The sequence below is a fragment of the Chryseobacterium sp. CFS15 genome, assembly GCF_031118795.1.
Lineage (GTDB): Bacteria > Bacteroidota > Bacteroidia > Flavobacteriales > Weeksellaceae > Chryseobacterium > Chryseobacterium indoltheticum.
This window is the reverse complement of record NZ_JAVHYL010000003.1, coordinates 302,769-324,926: the sequence shown is the minus strand read 5'-3', so window position 1 is coordinate 324,926 and position 22,158 is coordinate 302,769. Positions and strand designations below refer to the sequence as shown.

Below are 22,158 nucleotides of genomic sequence, written 5' to 3'. Positions count from 1 at the left end.
AATGAAAAGAAATATCATCTATACGGCTCTCACCTTTATTTTTCTTGTAAGCTGCGGAAAAGAAGCTTCCACAAAGGAATCTGAGGGCGAAATTAAAACCGAAAAAACCGAAGAACACGATGACGAAGCTCCACAAAGCATTGCCAGTCTTACCGATGAACAAATAAAAAGCGTAGGTGTTACCTTAGGAAAAATCGAAATGAAAGAGCTGACTTCTACGATTAAAGCTAACGGTGCACTGCGGGTTCCAAATAATAATAAAGCCACTATAACTTCAATGTATGGTGGAATTATTAAGACGCTGAATGTGCAGATCGGGGATTTTGTAAGAAAAGGTCAGGTGATTGCCTCCATAAGCAATCCTGAATACATACAGTTACAAGAGCAATATCTTACAGTGAAAAGCAGAATTGCGTTTGCAGAACAGGAATACAGAAGACAAAAAGAATTGTTTGATAATGATGCCGGTGCAAAGAAAAACCTGCAAAGCTCTGATGCAGAACTGAAAACTTTGCGAACGCAAAGATCATCCTTACAAAGACAGCTTCAGATTATGGGAATTAATCCTGCAACGGTTAATAACGGTAATTTACGATCTGGCTTGGTTATCACATCGCCAATCAGCGGAACGGTGAGTAATATTTCTGCACAGATAGGAAGTTACGTTGATATTTCGTCCCCCGTTGCCGATGTGATTGATAATGGTTCGTTACATCTTGATCTACAGGTTTTTGAAAAAGATCTTCCTAAAATGAAAGTCGGGCAGATCGTTCATTTTAAACTGACCAACAATCCGGAAATTGAGTACGATGCAAAGATCTACAGCATCGGTTCATCTTTTGAAAACGAGAGTAAAACGATCTCTGTGCATTGCTCTGTTACAGGAAATAAAACCGGACTGATCGACGGGATGAATATTACCGGAATTGTAAGTCTTGATAAAAGCACGACACCGGCAGTTCCGAATGAAGCCATTGTAGAAGCAGACAGCAAATATTATATTTTTATAAAGACAAATAAAAAACATGAAGAACATACTGAAGAAAAAGGTGAACACGCAGATGAAAAGCAAGCACACGGAAAAGAATCTAAGACAGTCAATTTTGAAAAAATAGAAATTGTAAAGGGTTCTTCAGATATGGGATATACGGCAATTACGACCGTTAATGAAATTCCTGCCGATGCATCGGTGGTTACAAAGGGTGCTTTTTTTGTGAATGCCAAATTATCAAATTCTGGCGAACACGGGCATTGATTTTCGCTAAACTATAATTTTAATGTTAAACTAACGTCTACAAAATCTGTAGACGTTAGTTTATTTAATTTTCATTCATCAATTCCTGAAACTGTTCAGCAAACAATCCGATATGAAAACCATCCATCAATCCATGATGCGCATGAATGGAAACAGACATCAACTTTTTACCATTATTTTCAGTGACTTTACCGAAAGAAATTTTGGGGCAACTGTCTGGAAATGTAAAACTTCTTGCGTGAGAAAGTGAAGTGAAATCTAGCCACGGAACAGCCGAAAAATGAATAACATTTTCTCCCGAACCTGCAGGAATTAAACCTTTAGATTGCTGTACTCTTGAAATCTCTTCTTTTGCTTTTTGATAAAATAATTCTTCATTTTTATCATAATCCATATAAGAAAAACCAAATGTTTCATCGGGTCTGTTGATGGTTGCAGAAGCATTGATCTGATCAAACAGATACACTTCTTTATCAATAATTCTATAACGGAAATTTTCTATTGCATTAGCTGCTTTTAAAGCTCTGTACAGATAATAAAGAAAAAATGAGTTGCCTTTTTCTTTTGCTTGTTGATAGGCTAAAGTACAGTCTATATTGATGGTTACACCAAAAAAAGGTTCTTCAAATTTTGAGAAAAACTGAAAATGGTCTTTTCTTTTCCAATCATCTAGCGTAATGAGTTGTTTCATATTTTATTAAATTTTATATAAATCGAGTAGGATTACTATTTTATTTTTCAACAGTATTGTGTATTTTTCTACCGCAAATTTCAACCTATATAAAAAATCCCGAAAGGACATTTGTCCCGATTAAAAATATGTTACGCACAAACCAGACGTTTTTAGATTTTATTACAAAACTTTACGAGAAGCAGGAACGAAAAGAAGATGTGATTTTGAAACAGTTCACAAAAGGACAAAAGCTTTTCATGCAGAATGACAAATCATCCAAAGTCATGCTGATGAAAGAAGGAATTGTGAAATGCTATTTCAGTGAAGAAAATGATAAAGAATTTATTCTCGAATTTTTAGGAAAAGGCGAAATTCTTGGTGAAATAGAATGCATTAGAAATATTCCGTGTTTATGCAATATTGAAGCGATGACCGATGTTTCGGCGTATGCATTGTCGGTTCCTTATTTCCGCGAACTTTTAAAAAATAATTTAGAACTCAATGCTTTACTCGTCGATGCTTTTGCAGAGCGCATTGTGAATACTTCAAAGCGGGCATCTTTTCAGCAGCTCTACACAGTTGAGCACAGTTTGCGAAAACTTTTGGAACTTCAGTCAAAACAGGATATTCAGCTTTCCAAAGAAGATTTAGCAGCGTATTTGGGAATTTCGGTAAGAAGTTTAAACAGAAGTTTAAAGAATTTGGCTGAGTAATTCTCAAGATTAATATTGATTTAGAAACTGCGGTACTTCATTAAAATATCACTTGAGTTTTCATTTTGCCGAATTTGCTCAAAACCAGCTTTTAAATAAAAATGTTTGGCTTGTAAATTATCAACAGATACTTCAAGGAAAATCTCTAAATCATGATATCGTTTCGTGGCTTCTTTTATGGTTTCATGAACTAAATTCAACCCGATGTTTTTTCCCTGAAAGCCTTTCTGAACATACATTTGATAAATATTTCCGATGTTTTCATCACTTTTTACAAAAGTGCATATTCCAATGAGTTTATGATGTACAAAAACACCATGTACAAACTTGTTGGCTGTTTGATTTTCAATATCGTTTTCTAATGTAAGTTTTTCTACATTCAAAGTTTCCTGATAGGTTGCAGAAAAAGCTTCCGGAAATTCTTTTAAACTTTCCAAACGTATTCTTCGGTACTCTTTACTTTCGTCTGGTAAAAGGCTTCGGTATTCAATAAGCATAAAAATATTTAAAGTTCAATCTGATAAATTCTGGATTCTTCTTCCCAAGGATGATACCCTTGTTCGATATATTTGAACCATATTTTTCGTAAAATCCGATGTAATCGGTACATAAATTCAGATATTTAAATCCTGAATCTTTGGTGCCTTCTTTAGCTTTATTAATCAAAAGTTCACCGTAATGATTTCCTCTGTAATCTTCATTGATAAATAGGGCACAAAGCCACGGATACAAATCCATTCTGCTGATAAAATCATTGGTTATTAATCCTGCGCAACCGATAATTTCTTCATCTTTTTCCAATAAATACCACTGTGGTAAAGATTGCTCTGCAGCAATACTATTCGATATACAGTCTTCATAAATAATTGGCGAAATTTCAGACCAGCTCTTCTGGAAAAATTTAATTGCTTTTTCTTTATATTCGGGATTTTGTCTTACGAATATTACTTTCATGATTATTAATTTTCAACTTCATTTAATACAAGAAAGATAAACTTAATGAAAATCCGTTGAATTTGAAAATTTTATTAAAGTCAAAAGTATCTTAAAATTTCCCACATGAAAGAGCAGGATGCTGTAAAGTGGCGGAATGTATATTTTTATGAAAATGAAATGAAAGAATAATTTTCTTTAAATAATGAAAGTTATTTTACTGATTTTTGTGGTTTATAATCAAGTATTCATAAAAATCAAGACATACAGCAATATAATAAAGTTATGAAATATCGAAATACATCTAATTTCCTTTGGTCTCTTTTAATTCTCGTTCTATCTTCTTCAGGTTTCAAAAGTCAGGATAAATTCCCTGACGGAACGACGATTCCAAAATGGTTTAAAGAAAATAAACCTACAGACATCAATAAATTAGGCAAAAAATATATCCTGACAGAAAATGGAGTGAAGAATGACAGTACCGTTCTTCAGACCAAGCAGATTCAGGCAATTATCGATTTGGCTGCTAAAAATGGGGGCGGTGTCATCATCGTTCCGAAAGGAACTTTCCTGATGAGTTCAGTTTTTTTTAAGCAGGGAACTCACTTACATTTAGAAAATGGAGCGAAATTAAAAGGAAGCGATGACATCAATGACTTTCCAGTAGTAACCACAAGAATGGAAGGACAAACGGTAAAATATTTTCCGGCTTTAATTAACGCAGATGGATTAGATGGTTTCACAATTTCCGGTAAAGGAACTTTGGACGGAAACGGACTTCGATTCTGGAAATCATTCTGGAAAAGACGCGAGTGGAATCCTAAATGTACCAATATGGACGAAATGAGACCTAGAATTATTTATGTTTCAAATTCTAAAAACGTTCAAGTAGAAGGAATTACCATTAAAAATTCACCTTTCTGGAGCACGCATTATTACAAAAGTGATTTTGTGAAATTATTAAATCTGACGATTTTAGCACCGAAAGAACCGGTTAAAGCCCCAAGTACAGATGCGGTTGACATCGATGCCTGTACCAATTTCTTAATTAAAAATTGTTATATGTCGGTCAACGACGATGCAATTGCATTAAAAGGCGGAAAAGGTCCAAAGTCCGATAAAGACCCGAACAACGGCGAAAACAGAAACATCCTTATCGAAGACAACAGTTTTGGATTTTGCCACAGTGTTTTAACGTGCGGAAGTGAATCGATTCACAATTACAACGTGATTTTGCGTAATTCTAAAGTGAAAGATGCCTCAAGATTATTACACCTGAAAATGCGTCCCGATACGCCACAACATTACGAATATCTTACGGTTGAAAATATCACAGGAAACGTAAAAACTTTCCTGTATGTAAAAGGTTGGAACCAGTTTTTTGATTTAAAAGGTGAAGAAAGACCTAAAAAAGGATTAGCAAATAATATCACAATAAAAAATATCGACATCAGTTGCGAAACTGCGTTTTCTATTGAAAAATCAGATTTATTCGATTTGAAGGATTTCACATTTGAAAACTTCAAAATAAAGGCTTTAAAACCTGAAATGCAAAACCTGAATAACATTCAAAATTTAAAACAAAAAAATATTAATGTAACTCAGGTTGCTTCTCTCACTCAATCTTACGACAAAAAAGACGATTCAGATATTGCCGCAAAATGAGATGTTTTTCCAAAATATTCGTTCTATTATGTTTATGCTCTCAATTGTTGCATTCTCAATCTAAGGAAATTCAATTCCTGAGTGGGACAGATTCTGAGCATACAAAAGAATGGGATTTTTGGATAAACGGTGGAAGAAAATCAGGAAGCTGGAACAAAATCCAAGTTCCTTCACAATGGGAACAGCAGGGATTTGGCTCGTACAATTACGGACGAGATTACGTAACCTACGGCAAAAACTTTAAATTTAACGACGAAACAGGTCTTTACAAACACAAATTTTCAGTTCCAAATTCGTGGAAAGGAAAATCTGTCAACATCGTTTTCGAAGGTTCGATGACCGATACCGAAGTGAAAATCAACGGTAAATTAGCCGGAGAAATTCACCAAGGTGCTTTTTATGAATTTAAATATGATATTTCTGATAAAATTCAATTCGGAAAAGAAAATATTCTTGAAGTCAAAGTTTCGAAAATGTCTGCTGATAAATCGGTCAACAATGCAGAACGATTGGCTGATTATTGGGTTTTGGGAGGGATTTTCAGGCCAGTTTATTTGGAAGCTTGCCCAAAAGAAAATATCTCAGCAACATCAATTGATGCCAAAGCAGATGGAACTTTTCGTTCAAATATTTATTTAAAAGGAATCCAAGCGGTTGATAATTTAAAGGTCGAAATCTTTGATGCAAAAAACACTCTTGTTGGTGAATCTCAGATTCAAATTCAAAAAGGAGATACCTTAAAACATATTCAATTCTCCGTTAAAAATCCTAAACTCTGGACAGCTGAAACGCCTAATTTATACAAAGCAAAATTCAGTTTAAATAAAAACAGAAAAAATATCTTCCAAACCGAAGAAAAATTCGGCTTCCGAACCATTGAAATTAAAAAAGGTGACGGAATTTACATCAACGGAACCAAAATCAAAATGAAAGGCATCAACCGTCACGTTTGGTGGCCTGAAACCGGACGTGCAGTTAACAAAAATATCGATTTGATGGACGTTCAGCTCATCAAAGAAATGAATATGAACGCCGTTCGATGTGCACATTATCCGCCGAATAAATCCTTTCTACAGATTTGCGATTCGTTAGGTTTATATGTTTTGGATGAACTCGCTGGATGGCAAAAAAAATACAGTACCGAAGTTGGTAAAAAGCTTGTGAAAGAAATGGTTTCAAGAGATGCCAATCATCCTTCCATTATTTTCTGGAGCAACGGAAATGAAGGTGGACATAATTTTGATTTGGATGCAGAATATGCAAAATATGACTTGTCAAACCGACCTGTCATCCACGCACATCACAAACCTGGAAATGCTTTCAATGGAATTGACTGCAATCATTATGAAGATTATTACAGCACAAAAAAAATCCTCGAAGGAGAAAATATTTATATGCCAACCGAGTTTCTTCACGCGCAGGATGACGGCGGTGGTGGAACTTCATTGGCAGATTATTGGGAGCTTCATTGGAATTCCCAAAAAGGAGCAGGCGGTTTTCTTTGGGCGTTTGCAGATGAAGGTTTGGTAAGAACTGATTTCAATAATCAAATTGATGTGAATGCCATCAACGCTCCGGATGGAGTTGTCGGACCACATCGTGAAAAAGAGGGGAGTTTTTATGCGATTCGGGAAATTTACAGTCCGGTAAAAATTGATTTGAAAACATTGCCGAATGATTTTAATGGAATCATTCCCGTTGAAAATCGTTATCATTTTACCAATCTAAATGAATGTCAGTTTGAATGGAAATTGGTCAAATTCAAAACACCTTTTTCGTCAGAATCAGGATTTGATGTGATTCAAAAAGGAAAAGTAGAATCTCGGAATATTAAACCGACGGAAAAAGGAAATATCAATTTAAATCTTCCAACCAACTGGAAAGAAAGTGAAGGTTTATTATTAACCGCAACCGATTCTTTTGGTAAAGAAATTTACACCTGGACTTGGAAAATTAAATCTAATGATGACATTTCAAAACAGTTTTCAAAATCTTTAATCAAAGAATTTCCAGTTTCAGTTTCAGAAAATGATTCATTATTTATTTTAAAATCAGAAGAAAAAGAATTCTCGTTTGGCAAAAAAGACGGATTACTACGGTCAGTCATTTTAGATAAAAAAGGAAAAAAAATAACTTTCCGAAACGGACCAATTTTCTTGAATGGAAAAACAGAATTATCATCCATAAAATCTTTTGCAGAAAGTGAAAACCAAGTCATTCAGATTTCCTACAAAGATGGAAAAAAAGTAGTTTGGAAACTGAATCAAAATGGAATTTTAGAATTAAATTATGAATATAAGCTTTCCGGAGATTACCAGTTTGCAGGCGTAAGTTTTGATTATCCTGAAAATTATGTCATCAGCGCAAAATGGTTAGGCAAAGGTCCGCATCACGTTTGGAAAAACAGAACTCAAGGACAAACTTATAATGTTTGGCAAAATCTACGAAACTCAACCCGAACTGGTTTTTCGCCTTGGATTTATCCTGAATTTAAAGGTTATTTCGATGATATTTCTTGGTTGCAACTCAATACAGCAGAAGGGAAAATCACTGTTGGAACTAAAGAACAAAAAATGTTCGTTAGGCTTTTTGATTTCTACGGAATTTATGGTGCTGAAGGTTATCCGAAACTTCCAACGGGTAATATTTCATTTTTAGATGCGATTCCGCCATTGGGAACTGTTTTGGCGTTTAATATTAATAATGATACTTCAACTTTAGGACCCGAAAGTGAACCAAATCATCTGAATGGAACGTTTAAAAGAACATTGTATTTCTATTTCGGTTTGCCGGATTTAGGCGATGAAAATAAGCAGTTTATAATGCCAAAAGAAAATATTTTAACAGATTAATGATGAAGAATTGGATGAAATTTTTAACGCTTTTCTTAGGTTCGTTTTTGTTAGCACAACAGACAACTTTTAAGTTTGATTTTGGTGGAAACAGAGTCGAAAAAGGTTTCATTCCGATTACATCAACTTCAAAATTTGACAAAAAAATCGGTTACGGATTTATGGATATTTCCGGTTTAAAATCTGTAGATAATGGAGGAAATGCTTTGACAGGTGATTTTATTTCGAGCGATAAACCGTTTTATTTTTCAGTTGCGATTCTTGAAGGTAATTATGATATTCAATTAAAACTAGGCGATTCAAAAGGAACTTCTGAAACAACTGTCCGTGTAGAAAACCGCCGACTGATGCTGAATGATGTCAAAACAAAAAAAGGCGAAATCACAGAAAAACAAATTACAGTTCACGTAAAAGACAGTATCATTCGTAATCAAAATGGAATTGAAATCGGGATTGTAAAGTTAAAACCGAGAGAAAGAAAATATTTACATTGGGACAACTTATTGACCATTGAATTCAACGACAAAGCTCCGAAAGTCTGTACGGTAATCATCCAACCCAACAAAAATGCTAAAACGATATTTATAACGGGTGATTCTACAGTTGTCGACGCACAATATGAACCTTGGGCGTCTTGGGGGCAAATGTTGCCGTATTTCTTTGTTCCGAATGAAGTCGTTATTGCGAATTATGCCGAAAGTGGGGAAACCTTAAAAGCCTTTGAAGACCGCCACCGAATCGATAAAATCTGGAATAAAATAAAACCTGGAGATTACCTGTTCATCCAGTTTGGGCACAACGACCAGAAATACGGAAACAGTACGAAATCCGGTTATAGAAAAAGGTTAAAAGAATGGATTCTGAAAGCAAAACAACTGGGTGCAATTCCTGTTTTAGTTACTTCTATGAACCGAAGAGTTTTTGATAAAAATAATAAAATTGTCAATACTTTGGATGACTTTCCCGATGCAATGCGTGAAATTGCGAAAGAAGAAAATGTATATTTAATTGATTTGAATGCGTTGAGTAAAACCTTATTTGAAGCAATGGATCCGGAAGCTGCAAAGAAAGCATTTGTCTATTATCCTGCAAATTCTTATCCCAATCAGGCGACCGCTTTGGCAGATGATACGCATTTCAACACATATGGAGCGTACGAATTGGCGAAGTGTGTAGTAAAATCTATTGTTGATGAAAATTTACCTTTGAAGAAATATATTTCAAAAAATTATAAAAATTTTAACCCTAATAAACCTGATGATGTTGAAAAATTCCATTGGCCGGAAAGTATCTTTATGGAAACTTTAAAACCCGATGGAAATTGAAAAGTGTATAATGATTCTTAAAGAAATTTTGTTAACCCCAACTATAAAGGGAGCAAAATTCTTTGAAAATTCCATTAAAATTACTCCCTTTAGGTTCGGGGAAATAATTTTAACAAACGAGTTTTAAATATAGAATAAAATCAGTGTTTTTCTAAAAAATAGAATCACTCACTTAAAGACAATTTAAGGTATTTGAAATGAATGGTTAAATCTAAAAAGTAATAATGAAAATTAAAAATATCATAAAAATCAGTGTTATCTGTTTTGCGTTCGGAAATCTCTCCGCACAAAATCCGTGGCCAAAAACTACTGAGACTGCAAAACCTTGGACGCGTTGGTGGTGGATGGGAAGTGCTGTTGATGAAAGAGGATTAGATAAACAATTGACGACACTTTCCCAAGCAGGTTTTGGTGGTGTAGAAATCGTCCCGATTTATGGCGCAAAAGGATTTGAAAATAAATATATTAATTATCTTTCTCCAGAATGGATGAAAATGTTGCAGTTCACGACCAACAAAGCAAAAAGCCTGAATATGGGTGTCGATATGTCGGTTGGAACAGGTTGGCCAATTGGTGGACCGCAAGTTGACGAACAGGATGCTGCGACGAAAATGATTGTTCAGACTTACAATATTCAACCTAATGAAAAATTCTCTGAAAAGATTGCTTTAAAAGATGAAAAACAAAAGAATTTAAAGACGGTTAAATTAGATATTGTAACGGCTTATAATGAGAAAAACGAAGCTGTTGTTTTGACTGATAAAGTGAATAGTGATGGTGTTTTAGATTGGAAATCTAATTCAGGTAAATGGACAGTTTATGCAGTTTTTGTTGGAAAAACGCTTCAAAAAGTAAAACGTGCAGCTCTGGGAGGAGATGGTTATACTTTAGACCATTTTTCACCGGAAGCAACTAAAGATTATTTGAAAACTTTTGATAAAGCTTTTGGAAATTCAAACTACGGAATCCGTTCTTTTTTCAATGACAGTTACGAAGTTTATAATGCCGATTGGACGCCGGATTTTAAAGATGAATTTAAAAAGAGACGGGGATATGATGTAAGTCCGTACATCCAATATTTGGTAAGTAATGAAGAAAACGAAATTGCAGGTAGAATAAAATCAGATTACAGAGAAACGATGAGTGAACTGATTTTAAACAATTTTACCAAAGATTTCACCAATTGGGCACATTCCAAAAACTCTAAAAACACCAATCAGGCACACGGTTCGCCGGGAAATTTATTGGATTTGTATGCTGCGGTCGATATTCCTGAATCTGAAACTTTTGGAAGTACAAAATTCGATATTACAGGGTTGAGAAGAAATGTGGAAGATATTAATACAAAGGAAATTCCTGATATTAATATGCTGAAATTTGCTTCTTCGGCTGCAAATGTTACCGGAAAACCTTTGATTTCTAATGAATCTTTTACGTGGTTGACGGAACATTTTAAAACTTCTTGGTCACAGGTAAAACCCGAAGCTGAGCAAATTTTCTTGTCTGGAATCAATCATATTTTTTACCACGGAACGACATATACACCTTCAGATGTTCAGTTTCCGGGCTGGTTATTTTATGCTTCGACCAATTTTGTTCCGGAGAATAGTTTGTGGTCACATTTGAAAGGTCTTAATTCTTATATTGAAAGAACTCAAAGTGTTTTGCAGAGCGGAAAACCAGATAATGAACTGTTGATGTATTGGCCAATTTATGACCAATGGGCGAGTCCGAAAGGGAAAGATGTGACATTCAAAGTTCATAATGTTGAAAAGTGGTTGCAGCCAACAGTGATGTACAAAATCCTGACGGAATTAAGCAAAATTGGGTATTCGATTGATATGGTTTCTGATAAAATGATTAGCGAATCGAAGTTGGAAAATCAGAATATTCAGGTTACCAAAAATGGTGGTTCTTACAAGGTTTTAGTTATTCCGGAATTGACGTATTTGCCAGAATCTACTTTAAAAAATATTTTGGAATTGGCTCAAAACGGAGCTTCAATTATTTTTCAAAACGAACCGAAAGATATTCCAGGAAATTTTGAAGTGGAAAAAAGAAGAACTCAGTTAAAATCTCTTTGGAATCAAATTCCGTTTCAAAACCAAACCGGAAATTTGAAAATGGCAAACTTCGGAAAAGGTAAAATTGTCTTAAGTTCAGATGTTTCAAAAGCTTTAGAATATTTAAAAATTGAAAGAGAAAAACTGACCGACACCGGATTGAAATTTGTAAGAAGACAGTTTGATGGCGGAAAATATTATTACATCGTCAATCATACTTCAAAAGAAATTAATGAGTTTGTTCCTTTAAATTATTCAGGAAAACAGGTGGCTTTGATGAATCCTGAAAATGGAAATTTTGGAATTGGTGAAATACAGAATAATTCGGTTAGAATTCAACTAAAATCTGGTGAATCATTAATTGTAAAAGCTTCCGAAAATACAGATAATTCAATTTCAAAATGGAAATATATTGAAAAAACAGATGCTCCGATTGTTTTAAATCAACCTTGGCAACTGACTTTCAAAGAAGGCGGTTCTGAACTTCCAAAATCCAAAACTTTAGACAAGCTTCAACCTTGGACGAATTTTACAGAAGATTCATCAACGCAGAGTTTTTCAGGAACAGGAGTGTATACAACTTCATTTAAATTAAAGAAAAACAAAGCAGATGATTTCGTCCTGAAATTTGATAAGCTGTACGAAAGTGCAAAAGTAATCGTTAACGGTCAGGATGCAGGAATTGTGTGGAGCATTCCGTTTGAAATCAACATCGGAAAATATTTAAAGAAAGGAAGAAATACCATTCAAATCGAGGTTTGTAATCTGATGGCGAATCGAATTAAATATATGGATGAAAATAAAATCCAGTGGAGAAATTATCACGAAATCAATTTTGTAAATATCGATTATAAACCATTCGACGCATCCAATTGGAAAGTACAACCTTCCGGTTTGGATGGCGAGATTCAATTAATTCCAATCCATTATTCAAAATAAAATTTTAAAATAAATGAATAACAAAATATTAAAAACATTCGCATTAGGAACTTTGCTGACATTCAGTTTTTCTAATGCTCAGCAGAAACCCAAAGTTGTTTTAGATAATTTTTTTAACAACGAAAAAAGAGAAAATAAGGAAACCAAAGAATTAGAATCTTGGCATTACACGTGGAACGACACGACCAATGGCGGATTTTCTTTGTTGGGAGAAATTTTCACAAAACAAGGCGCAGAAATCAGTACTTTGACAACTGCACCTACCAAAAAAGATTTGAAAAATGCCAATATTTACATCATCGTCGATGCAGATATTGACAAAGAAGCGTACGGCGGAAAGGCCAATCTGATAGACCCAACAAGCATCAAAAATTTGACGGAGTGGGTTAAAAAAGGAGGCGTTTTGGTTTTGATGAGCAACGATAACGGTAATTCTGAATTTGAACATTTCAACAAATTAGCTGGCGAATTCGGAATTCATTTCAATAATGACAGTTACAACCGGGTTCAGAAAAGAGAATTTGAACAGGGAAAAGTGATGGTTCCTGCAGAAAATGAAATTTTTTCTGAGCAAAAATTATATATGAAAGAAGTGGCAACGATTTCTGTGAAAAATCCAGCCAAAGAATTGTTGTCAGCCGAAGGGAAAAATATCGGAGCTATTGCAAAATTCGGCAAAGGGACGGTTTTCGCATTGGGCGATCCTTGGTGTTACAACGAATATATCGACGGCAAAAAATTACCCGCAGATTTTACCAATTATCAGGGAACTGAAGAATGGGTAAAGTGGCTGTTGAAGCAGACTTCCAAGAAATAAAAACAGAAGTGCAATCGATTGAATTTGATTAATTTGGGCAGCTTTATCCACCTTCCGCTCCCAATCTTTTTTGCAGACGAATTCCATTAAATAGAACTTAAAGTCCACGCAAAAAAGGATTTCCGCTCAAGTCGGGCTGCGAGTGATTCAGCGCAAAAAATCCTTGTCAATGTTTCAAACCTTGACAAGGATAAAACGAGAACAATAAATAATATCGAATATTATCAATAGGAATGGGCTTTAGCCCATTTGCAAAATGTTTTTCAAATCCGGCTTTAGCCAAAACTTACAAAATCAGAATTATGAATGTAAAATTAAAATTTATTTTAGGTACAATTCTTTTTTCAGAACTCCTTTCTGCACAAAGACAAATGGAATATCTGAAAAGAGGAATTGTCGCTATGCCTGCAGATTCCGGTGTTTTTGTAAGTTGGCGTTTGCTCGGAACAGAAGCTCAGAATACCCATTTTGATTTATTTCGCGTTGATAACAATTCGACCAAAAAACTGAATGAAAAACCACTTTCAAACGAAACTAATTTTCTAGATAAAACTGCCGACAAAACAAAGAATTATACCTATTTCGTCCAATCAAATACTCAGGATAAAACGATAGACATTGATTCTGCAAAATATGTAGCGAATCAAAAGCCATATTTTTCAATTCCATTAAAAACACCAGTTGGATATACTCCAAATGATGCTTCTGTTGCCGATCTGGATGGTGATGGCGAATATGAAATTATCCTTCATCAAACCGGAAGGTCAAAAGATAATAGCCAAAAAGGTGAGACAGACCCGCCGATTATTCAGGCTTATAAAATGAATGGTAAACTGTTGTGGGAGATTAATTTAGGGAAGAACATACGAGAAGGTGCGCATTATACACAGTTTTTAGTGTACGATTTAGACCAGGACGGTAAAGCCGAAATCGTAATGAAAACGGCTGACGGAAGCAAAGACGGAAGAGGAAAAATAATTGGCGATGCCACAAAAAATTACGTCAACGAAAACGGAATGATTCTTTCCGGACCGGAATTTTTAACGGTTTTTAATGGCGAAACGGGCGAAGAAATTCATACAGTCAATTATCAGGTTCCAAGGTTTGCTGAAAGTTTAAATCCAACCGCCGAGCAAATGACGGAAACTTGGGGCGATGCAAAAGGAAATCGTATCGACCGGTTTTTGGGAGCTGTCGCTTATTTGGACGGAAAAACGCCGAGTATCATTATGTCGAGAGGTTATTATACCAGAACTGCGATTGCGGCTTGGGATTTTAAAAATAAAAAACTCAGCCTTCGATGGCTTTTTGATACCGAAAGTTCAGAAGAAAATAAGCAATATAGAGGACAAGGAAATCATAATTTAACTATTGCAGACGTCGATAACGACGGAAAAGATGAAATTGTTTACGGTGCAATGACCGTTGATGACGACGGAAAAGTTTTGAACAGTACAGGTTACGGTCACGGCGATGCTTTGCACGTTGGTGATTTAGACCCAAGCAATCCGGGATTGGAAATTTTTGATATTCAGGAAAGGTTTGATGATGCGGGAGCGCATTTTCGGGATGGGAAAACCGGAAAAGTCTTATGGAAATTACCTTCGACAGTTTATAGTAAAGCAGGTAAATTTCAAGGACCGGGAAGAGGTTTGTCTTTAAATATCGACCCTCGTTACGAAGGTTCAGAATCTTGGGCTGCAGGAGCAGGATTAAAAGGTATTTATGATACCAAAGGAAAAAAAATCAGTAATAAAAACCCGCCTGCCAATATGGGAATCTATTGGGATGGAGATTTTTTAAGCGAAATTTTAGATGGAACTGTCGTTTCAAAATGGGACTGGAAAAAAGAAAAGGCGAACGTGATTTTCGATGCTAAAAGCTTTCAGTGTGAATCGAATAACGGAACTAAAAAGAATCCGTCTTTGGTTGCCGATCTTTTTGGAGACTGGCGCGAAGAGGTGATGTACAGAACATCAGACAATCAGGAATTGAGAATCTTCAGCACAACAATTCCGACAAAACACAGATTATATACTTTGATGCATAACCCGCAGTATCGTTTGAGTATCGTTTGGCAAAATGTGGGTTACAATCAGCCACCACACACTGATTATTATTTGGATGAATCGATTAAAGAAATGCCAAAACCGAATATTTATACGGTAACTCCTAAACAATAATTAATTATGAAAATCAAAATCATTATTCCGCTTATCTTATTGGTTGTATTTATTGGAGTTTCATTTCAAAAACTTCAGGAGAAACCTGTTCTTTACATTATCGGAGATTCTACGGTACAAAACGGTTCAGGCAAAGGTGCAGATTCACTTTGGGGATGGGGAAGTTTTATGAATTTATATTTTAATACAGATAAAATCGAAATTCAGAATCACGCAAAAGGTGGACGAAGCAGCAGAACTTTTATCACAGAAGGACGATGGGATTCAATTATGAAAACAATTAAAAAAGGAGATTATGTTGTGATGCAGTTCGGTCATAACGATGGAGGAGAATTGGCAGATACATTGCGCGCAAGAGGTACGATTAAAGGAATTGGAAATGAATCGAAAGATATTTATAATCCAATTAGAAAAGTAAACGAAACGGTTTATACATACGGATATTATATGAGGAAATATGCCAATGAAGCAAAAGCTAAAGGAGCAATTCCGATTATTGTTTCGCCAATTCCAAGATTTAAATTTGATGATAACGGTAAAATAGAAAAAGATCAATATGGAATTTGGGCACAGGAAGTAGCGAAACAAACCGGAGCTTACTTTATAGATTTAAATGAACTGGTGATTGAAAAATATGAGCAAATGGGACAAGAAAAAGTAAAAGGTTATTTTCCGAAAGACCATACGCATACGAACGAAGCTGGAGCGACTTTGAACGCAGAATTAGTAGCGGAAGGTGTCCGGAATTTAAAAAAATGTGAACTCAAGAATTATTTAAAAAGAAAATAAATATATACTATGAAAAAACTGTTAACAGCTAGTTTTTTTGCACTGATCATAGGAGGAATGACTTCCTGTTCAGTACAAAAACAGACTTCTGCAAGTAAGGTTGAGCTTCCGAATAAAAAAGAGGTTTTGGAAGTTTCAAGAAGAGCCAATCAATATTTTATGAACAAATGGCCCGATACGGGAAAAGATATCGTTGGTAAAAAAGTATGGCCAAGTAATCTTTGGACTCGTGCTGTTTATTATGAAGGATTGATTGCTTTATACAAAGTTGATCCGAAAAAAGAATATTATGATTATGCGATGTCTTGGGCAAATAATCACAAATGGGATTTGATGCGCGGAACATATACCCGAAATGCAGACCACCAAGCTTGTGGACAAACCTACATCGATTTGTATGAAATTGACGGCAAGAAACACCCGGAAAGAATTAAAAATGTAAAAGCATCGATGGATAGCATGATTGCAACACCAAAAGTAGATGATTGGTGGTGGATTGATGCGCTTCAAATGTCAATGCCGATTTTCACGAAATTAGGCAGAATTACAGGAGAGCAAAAATACTTCGATAAAAACTACGAGATGTATGCTTACACAAAATATAAGCACGGAGGAAACGGTCTGTACAATCCGGTAGACAAAATTTGGTGGCGTGACAAAAGTTTTGTTCCACCTTACAAAGAGCCGAATGGTGAAGATTGCTATTGGAGCAGAGGAAACGGTTGGGTAGTGGCTGCTTTGGCAAAAACTCTTGAAGATACGCCGAAATCTGACCCTCATTATCAGGAATATTTGCAGGACTATAAAGATTTGTTAGCGGCTTTGCTTCCGCTTCAGAGAGAAGATGGTTTTTGGAATGTGAGTTTGCACGATCCCAACAATTTTGGAGGGAAAGAAATGACAGGAACGGCTTTATTCGTTTACGGAATGGCCTATGGAATAAATAATAACCTAATCGACAGAGATACTTACCTGCCGGTTTTGGTGAAAGCCTGGAATGCCATTGCAAAAGATTCTGTACAGCCTAATGGATTTTTGGGTTGGGTACAAGGAACGGGAAAAGAGCCAAAAGACGGTCAACCGCTTTCTGTAAGTAAAGAACCAGATTTTGAAGACTACGGTTTAGGCTGCTTACTGCTTGCAGGAAGCGAAGTGTATAAATTGAAATAAATTTTTCATTTTTAACCAAATTGAAGACTTAATGATGAAAATTGTTAAGTCTTTTTTTGTTGATTTAATACTGTATGATGCTTCTAAATTGTTAAAAGGTTAAGAAAAGTAGGATTCAGTGTTATTTTTGGTAAAATAATTTAAACTGAAAATAGCTAAAAATTAATATAACTGTCAATAAAACAATAGATTGAAAAATACATGCATAACATTAGAAAAAATCCTATTTTTCCAAAAAGTTTAAGCATGACACTACAAGATGCGCAATCGATTACATCTTGTTAATTTTCAAACTCAACCAATACGATAAATTATGAATGCATTATTAGGGATTTTATTTCATTTTTTAGGAGGATTTTCTTCAGGAAGTTTCTATTTGCCTTACAAAAAGGTAAAAGGCTGGTCTTGGGAAACTTTTTGGTTGATAGGCGGGACTTTCTCGTGGATTATTGTTCCGCCATTGGCAGCATTTCTAACGATTCCTGGTTTTTGGGATATTATACAAAATGAAAGCTCATCTATTTTAGGGCTTACATTTTTATTTGGTGCGCTATGGGGAATTGGAGGCTTTATGTATGGTTTGGGAGTTCGCTACCTAGGGGTTGCTCTCGGAAGCAGTATTATGTTGGGGTTAACGATGGTAATTGGTTCGCTTGTTCCTTCAATTTTTTATGAATTTTCTCCACAAGACGGAAAAGATAATATTGGTTTAATGCTTTCAAACTCATGGGGGCAGATGGTTCTTTTAGGGCTTTTTGTATGCGTTATCGGAATTATTATCAGCGGAAAAGCTGGTGTGATGAAAGATAAAGAGCTTAAAACAGATTCAATAGATCCGCACGGTGTAGAAGTAAAAACAGAATATAAATTTGGCTTAGGTTTAACTGTTGCTATTATTTCGGGAGTTTTAAGTGCCTGTTTTAATTTCGGATTAGAGGCAGGAAAACCAATGGCAAATGTTGCTAATGAAGCCTGGAAAATAGCAAATCCTTCACAAGGTGAGTTTTTATTTCAGAATAATGTAACCTATGTGGTGGTACTTTGGGGCGGAATGGCTTCCAATCTTATTGGTTGCCTTTATCTTTCATTTAAAAATAAATCCTATACAGATTACGTCAAAAAAAATGTACCAGTTGCAAAAAATATCATTTTCTGTGCATTGGCGGGAACGATGTGGTTTTTACAGTTTTTCTTTTACGGGATGGGAGAGAGCAAACTAGGGAATGGCCCAAGTTCATGGATCTTACACATGGCATTTATCATTTTGATTGCTAATTTGTGGGGTGTTATCATCAAAGAATGGAAAGGCGTTTCCAAAAAAACTATTACCACGATTTCCGTGGGAATGATTGTCATGTTTATCTCAATTTTAATTGTAGGCTACGGAAATTCTTTACGATAATAAACGTATTGCATTATAGACTTTATTTTATCATATTCATATAGTTAGAGTTAAAAGCTCAATTTGGCACTGATATGTTTCGGTGCCTTTTTATGTTTATAATAAAATAATTTTGGGGCTGTAATTTGAGCATTGTCAACATAATATTATTTTATATTTAATTTTTTTATCAAATCTAACATAATTGAATTACTAATTATTTTTAAAATTTGAATTGATATATCTAAAAAATTAAGATAAATTATGAATTTTATGGTGCAGGATATTGCAGGATGCCAGAACTTCTGTAACTGTGTACTTTGGTACGTGATAATAATGTAAATAAAAGTTAATATATATGTCTTTAATAATTAAACAGAAGAATTTTAAGCCACTCATCGCACCGCTATTTTTGCTTGCGTCTGGCTTTATGTTCGGACAAAAGGCAGTAAGTGATACTGCAAAGACTGATACTAAAGATATCGAAGAGGTAGTAGTTATCGGATATGGTAAAGTGAAAAAATCTGACCTTACCGGATCTGTATCCTCAGTATCTGCGAAAGATCTTGCTGCAACTCCCTCTATGAATGCTTTGCAGGCATTGCAGGGTAGAGCTGCCGGACTAAATATTGTAACGGCAGGTGGTGCTCCTGGAGCAAGTGCAAATGTTACAATTCGTGGTGGTGCCTCAATCACTCAAGCAACAGAGCCATTGTATATTGTAGATGGTTTTCAATTAGATAATGCATTAAATATTATCAATCCTAATGATATTGAAAGTATTGATGTCTTGAAAGGTGCTTCTGCCATTGCAATCTATGGTTCTCGTGGTTCTAATGGTATTATAGTTATTAAAACGAAAAGCGGAAAAAAAGGGAGAATCACCATTCAGTATAACTCTTTTATGGCATTTGATATGCTTTCGAAGAAGCTGGATATGGTTTCCAATCCTGAGCAATATGTGAAATATCAGTATGAAATGGCACAACTTCAGGGAAAAACAACTCAGTGGAGTAATGTTTTTGATAATAGCTTAGGGATCGATTCACCAGGATTTTATACCGGAGCATTTAGCAGAATCAGTAATAGATACGGATCGGAAAACGGATTAGACTGGCAAGAAAAAATGCTTGGCGGAACAGGGCTGACTCAGAATCATAACGTAAGTGTTTCTGCAGGTACAGATAAAACACAGGCATTCATTAGTTATAACTACAACAAACAAGAAGGACTTTTACAAAATTTCAGCGAAACACGAAATTCATTACGTGCAAATATCAATTCAGAATTATATAAAGGAATTCGTTTAGATTTCAGCTCAATGTTCACTTCCAATTCTACAAACGGAGGTGGAGCGTATTCCGGGATGAAAAAAATATTGCTACAGCCTATTACCGGAGGAACATTGTTTACGCAGGATCAGTTGTTTAATACACAGACATTTGCAGATTATTCAAGCTTAGATTCTTCCTTTGATACGGAAAACCCGTATATTGAAACGGCGGCATCCACTCAAAACAGAAGAACCAGAACATTTTTAGCGAATGTAGGTCTTGAATTTGATTTATTTAAAGACTTTACATTTAGAACTGCGGGTTCTTATAACTGGACCAACGCTAAATCTACTTCATTTTCAGATAGAAACTCCCGTGCATTTCTTACAGATCCTATAAATACAGGGATCAACGGAAGTATTGGGAATTCTGAAGCTTATCGTTATCAGATCACAAATACATTAACGTACAATAAAACTTTAGGTGAAAAACATAAATTCACTGGTTTAATCGGTAATGAAATCTTATACCAGGAAAATGAAAGCAATAGTATGAGATTGATAAAATTTCCTACTATTCTAAATTACGGGTTAGATGATATTACAAATGCTACCGTTGCCGATAAAGATGCAGATAGATCTTCTTATAGTTTACTTTCATATTTTGGTCGTGTAAACTATAATTATGATAATCGTTATTTGTTAACAGCTACCTTACGTCATGATGGTTCTTCAAAATTTAAAGATAATCTTTGGGGAATGTTTCCATCTGCAGCTGTAGCTTGGCGTGTTTCTGAAGAAGGTTTTTGGAAAAATTCTAAAATTGATAATTATATCAATGACTTGAAGTTAAGAGGAGAATATGGTGTGGTTGGTAATAATGGTATTCCAAATAATGTATTTAGAACCAATGTCGTAGGTACAGATTATCCTACTAATAATACCGTGGGTAATTTAGCTTTAGTAACAAACTCTGTTTTAGGTAATCGTGGTGTAGAGTGGGAGTCGATGAGATCTACAAACATCGGGGTTGATCTTGCATTATTTAACAACAGAATCAAATTAACTTCCGAATGGTATAACAACAATGTAAACGGTATGTTGTTGGAAACTGTACTTCCTGCTTCTACTGGATATAAAAGTAAGTTTATAAATATTGGTTCTATGGTAAATAGAGGTATGGAATTTACTTTAAATTCTATTAACTTAAAATCTGAAAACTTCAGATGGTCTACTGATGCCAATATAGGTTTCAATAAATCAAAGGTATTGTCTCTTGATGAAGGAAGAACTTTCAGAAATTTCAGTGTAGGAGGCAACAGATCAGGTATGGTAACCTATTATGCGACCGTTGGAGAAGAATTAGGAGATATGTACGGATATGTTTATCAGGGTATTTATACAACTGATGACTTTACACAAGCTGGGAACGGAACCTTAACTCTAAAACCGGGAGTTGTAAAACCTGCTTCAGGAACTCCAAAACCGGGAGATATTAAGTTTGCTGCTGATAATGAAGCAGGAGATCAGTTTACAAGAAAACTGGTGAAAATAGGAAATGGTACTCCGGATTTTATTGGAGGAATCAGTAATAATTTTTCTTACAAAGGTTTCGATCTTGCGGTATTTTTGAAATTCAGCGTCGGTGGTGATGTGTACAATGCGACCAAGCACAGTATGAGCCCGTATGCAATGTTCCAGAATGTACCTTCAGAATTTGGAGATAACTATTATCATGTGATAGATCCTAATACAGGGCAGGCTGCAACTAGTTTGGTGAGACTAAAAGAGCTTAATCCTAATGAAGATTCAAGTCTTTGGAGTTTAGGTACAACCAATTCTAGCTACATCACTTATCCTTCATCATATTATGTAGAAGACGGTTCATATTTAAGAGTTTCTATGGTAACATTAGGCTATTCTTTTTCTAAAGAATTCTTAAGCCATATTAAATTGACAAATGCACGTATCTATGCAACAGTTAATAACCTAGCAACCATTACTGGGTATTCCGGATTTGACCCGGAAGTTTCAGCAGCAAGTGGTGTTGCGGTAACACCTGGTTATGATAGTTCTTCATTCCCAAGATCTAGAAGTTATGTTTTAGGGATCAATCTTACTTTTTAA

General features: G+C 35.1%; 15 protein-coding genes. 12 read left to right on the top strand and 3 right to left on the bottom strand.

The window, feature by feature from the left end; translation table 11 throughout:
• The first annotated feature begins 1 nt into the window (after position 1).
• The gene (locus OH814_RS06520) at positions 2–1,255 is read left to right on the top strand and encodes an efflux RND transporter periplasmic adaptor subunit (RefSeq protein WP_308827596.1); all 1,254 of its coding nucleotides are present in this window, start codon (positions 2–4) and stop codon (positions 1,253–1,255) included.
• Between the two features lie 64 nt (positions 1,256–1,319).
• On the opposite strand, the gene OH814_RS06515 is transcribed toward OH814_RS06520, so the two are convergent.
• The gene (locus OH814_RS06515) at positions 1,320–1,946 is read right to left on the bottom strand and encodes a chloramphenicol acetyltransferase (protein WP_308827595.1); all 627 of its coding nucleotides are present in this window, start codon (positions 1,944–1,946) and stop codon (positions 1,320–1,322) included.
• 128 nt (positions 1,947–2,074) lie between these two features.
• Between OH814_RS06515 and OH814_RS06510 the strand changes: the two genes are divergently transcribed.
• The gene (locus OH814_RS06510) at positions 2,075–2,641 is read left to right on the top strand and encodes a Crp/Fnr family transcriptional regulator (RefSeq protein ID WP_201134762.1); all 567 of its coding nucleotides are present in this window, start codon (positions 2,075–2,077) and stop codon (positions 2,639–2,641) included.
• A gap of 20 nt (positions 2,642–2,661) precedes the next feature.
• On the opposite strand, the gene OH814_RS06505 is transcribed toward OH814_RS06510, so the two are convergent.
• Both OH814_RS06505 and OH814_RS06500 read right to left on the bottom strand, forming a co-directional pair.
• Positions 2,662–3,138, bottom strand: coding sequence for a GNAT family N-acetyltransferase (locus OH814_RS06505; protein ID WP_308827594.1), 477 nt, complete (start codon positions 3,136–3,138; stop codon positions 2,662–2,664).
• Positions 3,128–3,595, bottom strand: coding sequence for a GNAT family N-acetyltransferase (locus tag OH814_RS06500; protein WP_308827593.1), 468 nt, complete (start codon positions 3,593–3,595; stop codon positions 3,128–3,130). The genes OH814_RS06505 and OH814_RS06500 overlap by 11 nt, the downstream gene beginning before the upstream one ends.
• A gap of 264 nt (positions 3,596–3,859) precedes the next feature.
• On the opposite strand from OH814_RS06500, the gene OH814_RS06495 reads away from it, so the two are divergent.
• The 10 genes from OH814_RS06495 (at position 3,860) to OH814_RS06450 (ending at position 22,158) form a co-directional block, all read left to right on the top strand.
• Positions 3,860–5,239 carry a glycosyl hydrolase family 28 protein gene (locus OH814_RS06495; protein ID WP_308827592.1) on the top strand — a complete coding sequence of 460 codons (1,380 nt, stop codon included), beginning with the start codon at positions 3,860–3,862 and terminating at the stop codon, positions 5,237–5,239.
• 47 nt (positions 5,240–5,286) lie between these two features.
• Positions 5,287–8,091, top strand: coding sequence for a glycoside hydrolase family 2 TIM barrel-domain containing protein (locus OH814_RS06490; RefSeq protein WP_308827591.1), 2,805 nt, complete (start codon positions 5,287–5,289; stop codon positions 8,089–8,091).
• A complete protein-coding gene (locus OH814_RS06485) occupies positions 8,091–9,416 on the top strand; it encodes a rhamnogalacturonan acetylesterase (RefSeq protein WP_308827590.1) in 1,326 nt (441 codons plus the stop codon). The genes OH814_RS06490 and OH814_RS06485 overlap by 1 nt, the downstream gene beginning before the upstream one ends.
• 224 nt (positions 9,417–9,640) lie before the next feature.
• On the top strand, positions 9,641–12,418 hold the full coding sequence (locus tag OH814_RS06480; RefSeq protein ID WP_308827589.1) for a glycosyl hydrolase: 2,778 nt from the start codon (positions 9,641–9,643) through the stop codon (positions 12,416–12,418).
• 13 nt (positions 12,419–12,431) lie between these two features.
• The gene (locus tag OH814_RS06475; RefSeq protein WP_308827588.1) at positions 12,432–13,235 is read left to right on the top strand and encodes a lacto-N-biose phosphorylase central domain-containing protein; all 804 of its coding nucleotides are present in this window, start codon (positions 12,432–12,434) and stop codon (positions 13,233–13,235) included.
• Between the two features lie 302 nt (positions 13,236–13,537).
• A complete protein-coding gene (locus OH814_RS06470; protein WP_308827587.1) occupies positions 13,538–15,418 on the top strand; it encodes a rhamnogalacturonan lyase in 1,881 nt (626 codons plus the stop codon).
• A 6-nt stretch (positions 15,419–15,424) separates the two neighbouring features.
• A complete protein-coding gene (locus OH814_RS06465; protein ID WP_308827586.1) occupies positions 15,425–16,207 on the top strand; it encodes a rhamnogalacturonan acetylesterase in 783 nt (260 codons plus the stop codon).
• 9 nt (positions 16,208–16,216) lie between these two features.
• Positions 16,217–17,377: a glycoside hydrolase family 88 protein gene (locus OH814_RS06460; protein WP_308827585.1), complete on the top strand. Its 1,161-nt coding sequence runs from the start codon at positions 16,217–16,219 to the stop codon at positions 17,375–17,377.
• Between the two features lie 313 nt (positions 17,378–17,690).
• Positions 17,691–18,779 (top strand): L-rhamnose/proton symporter RhaT, encoded by a 1,089-nt coding sequence (gene rhaT, locus OH814_RS06455; RefSeq protein ID WP_308827584.1) that lies wholly within the window; start codon positions 17,691–17,693, stop codon positions 18,777–18,779.
• Between the two features lie 337 nt (positions 18,780–19,116).
• Positions 19,117–22,158: a TonB-dependent receptor gene (locus OH814_RS06450; RefSeq protein WP_308827583.1), complete on the top strand. Its 3,042-nt coding sequence runs from the start codon at positions 19,117–19,119 to the stop codon at positions 22,156–22,158.

Excerpts from the sequence above, each read along its gene's own strand:
- OH814_RS06485 (WP_308827590.1), top strand. The coding sequence starts at position 8,091 with ATGATGAAGAATTGGATGAAATTTTTAACGCTTTTCTTAGGTTCGTTT.
- OH814_RS06460 (WP_308827585.1), top strand. The coding sequence starts at position 16,217 with ATGAAAAAACTGTTAACAGCTAGTTTTTTTGCACTGATCATAGGAGGA.
- OH814_RS06475 (WP_308827588.1), top strand. The coding sequence starts at position 12,432 with ATGAATAACAAAATATTAAAAACATTCGCATTAGGAACTTTGCTGACA.
- OH814_RS06465 (WP_308827586.1), top strand. The coding sequence starts at position 15,425 with ATGAAAATCAAAATCATTATTCCGCTTATCTTATTGGTTGTATTTATT.
- OH814_RS06510 (WP_201134762.1), top strand. The coding sequence starts at position 2,075 with ATGTTACGCACAAACCAGACGTTTTTAGATTTTATTACAAAACTTTAC.
- OH814_RS06450 (WP_308827583.1), top strand. The coding sequence starts at position 19,117 with ATGTCTTTAATAATTAAACAGAAGAATTTTAAGCCACTCATCGCACCG.
- OH814_RS06480 (WP_308827589.1), top strand. The coding sequence starts at position 9,641 with ATGAAAATTAAAAATATCATAAAAATCAGTGTTATCTGTTTTGCGTTC.
- OH814_RS06520 (WP_308827596.1), top strand. The coding sequence starts at position 2 with ATGAAAAGAAATATCATCTATACGGCTCTCACCTTTATTTTTCTTGTA.
- OH814_RS06500 (WP_308827593.1), bottom strand. The coding sequence starts at position 3,595 with ATGAAAGTAATATTCGTAAGACAAAATCCCGAATATAAAGAAAAAGCA.
- OH814_RS06515 (WP_308827595.1), bottom strand. The coding sequence starts at position 1,946 with ATGAAACAACTCATTACGCTAGATGATTGGAAAAGAAAAGACCATTTT.
- rhaT (WP_308827584.1), top strand. The coding sequence starts at position 17,691 with ATGAATGCATTATTAGGGATTTTATTTCATTTTTTAGGAGGATTTTCT.
- OH814_RS06470 (WP_308827587.1), top strand. The coding sequence starts at position 13,538 with ATGAATGTAAAATTAAAATTTATTTTAGGTACAATTCTTTTTTCAGAA.
- OH814_RS06505 (WP_308827594.1), bottom strand. The coding sequence starts at position 3,138 with ATGCTTATTGAATACCGAAGCCTTTTACCAGACGAAAGTAAAGAGTAC.
- OH814_RS06495 (WP_308827592.1), top strand. The coding sequence starts at position 3,860 with ATGAAATATCGAAATACATCTAATTTCCTTTGGTCTCTTTTAATTCTC.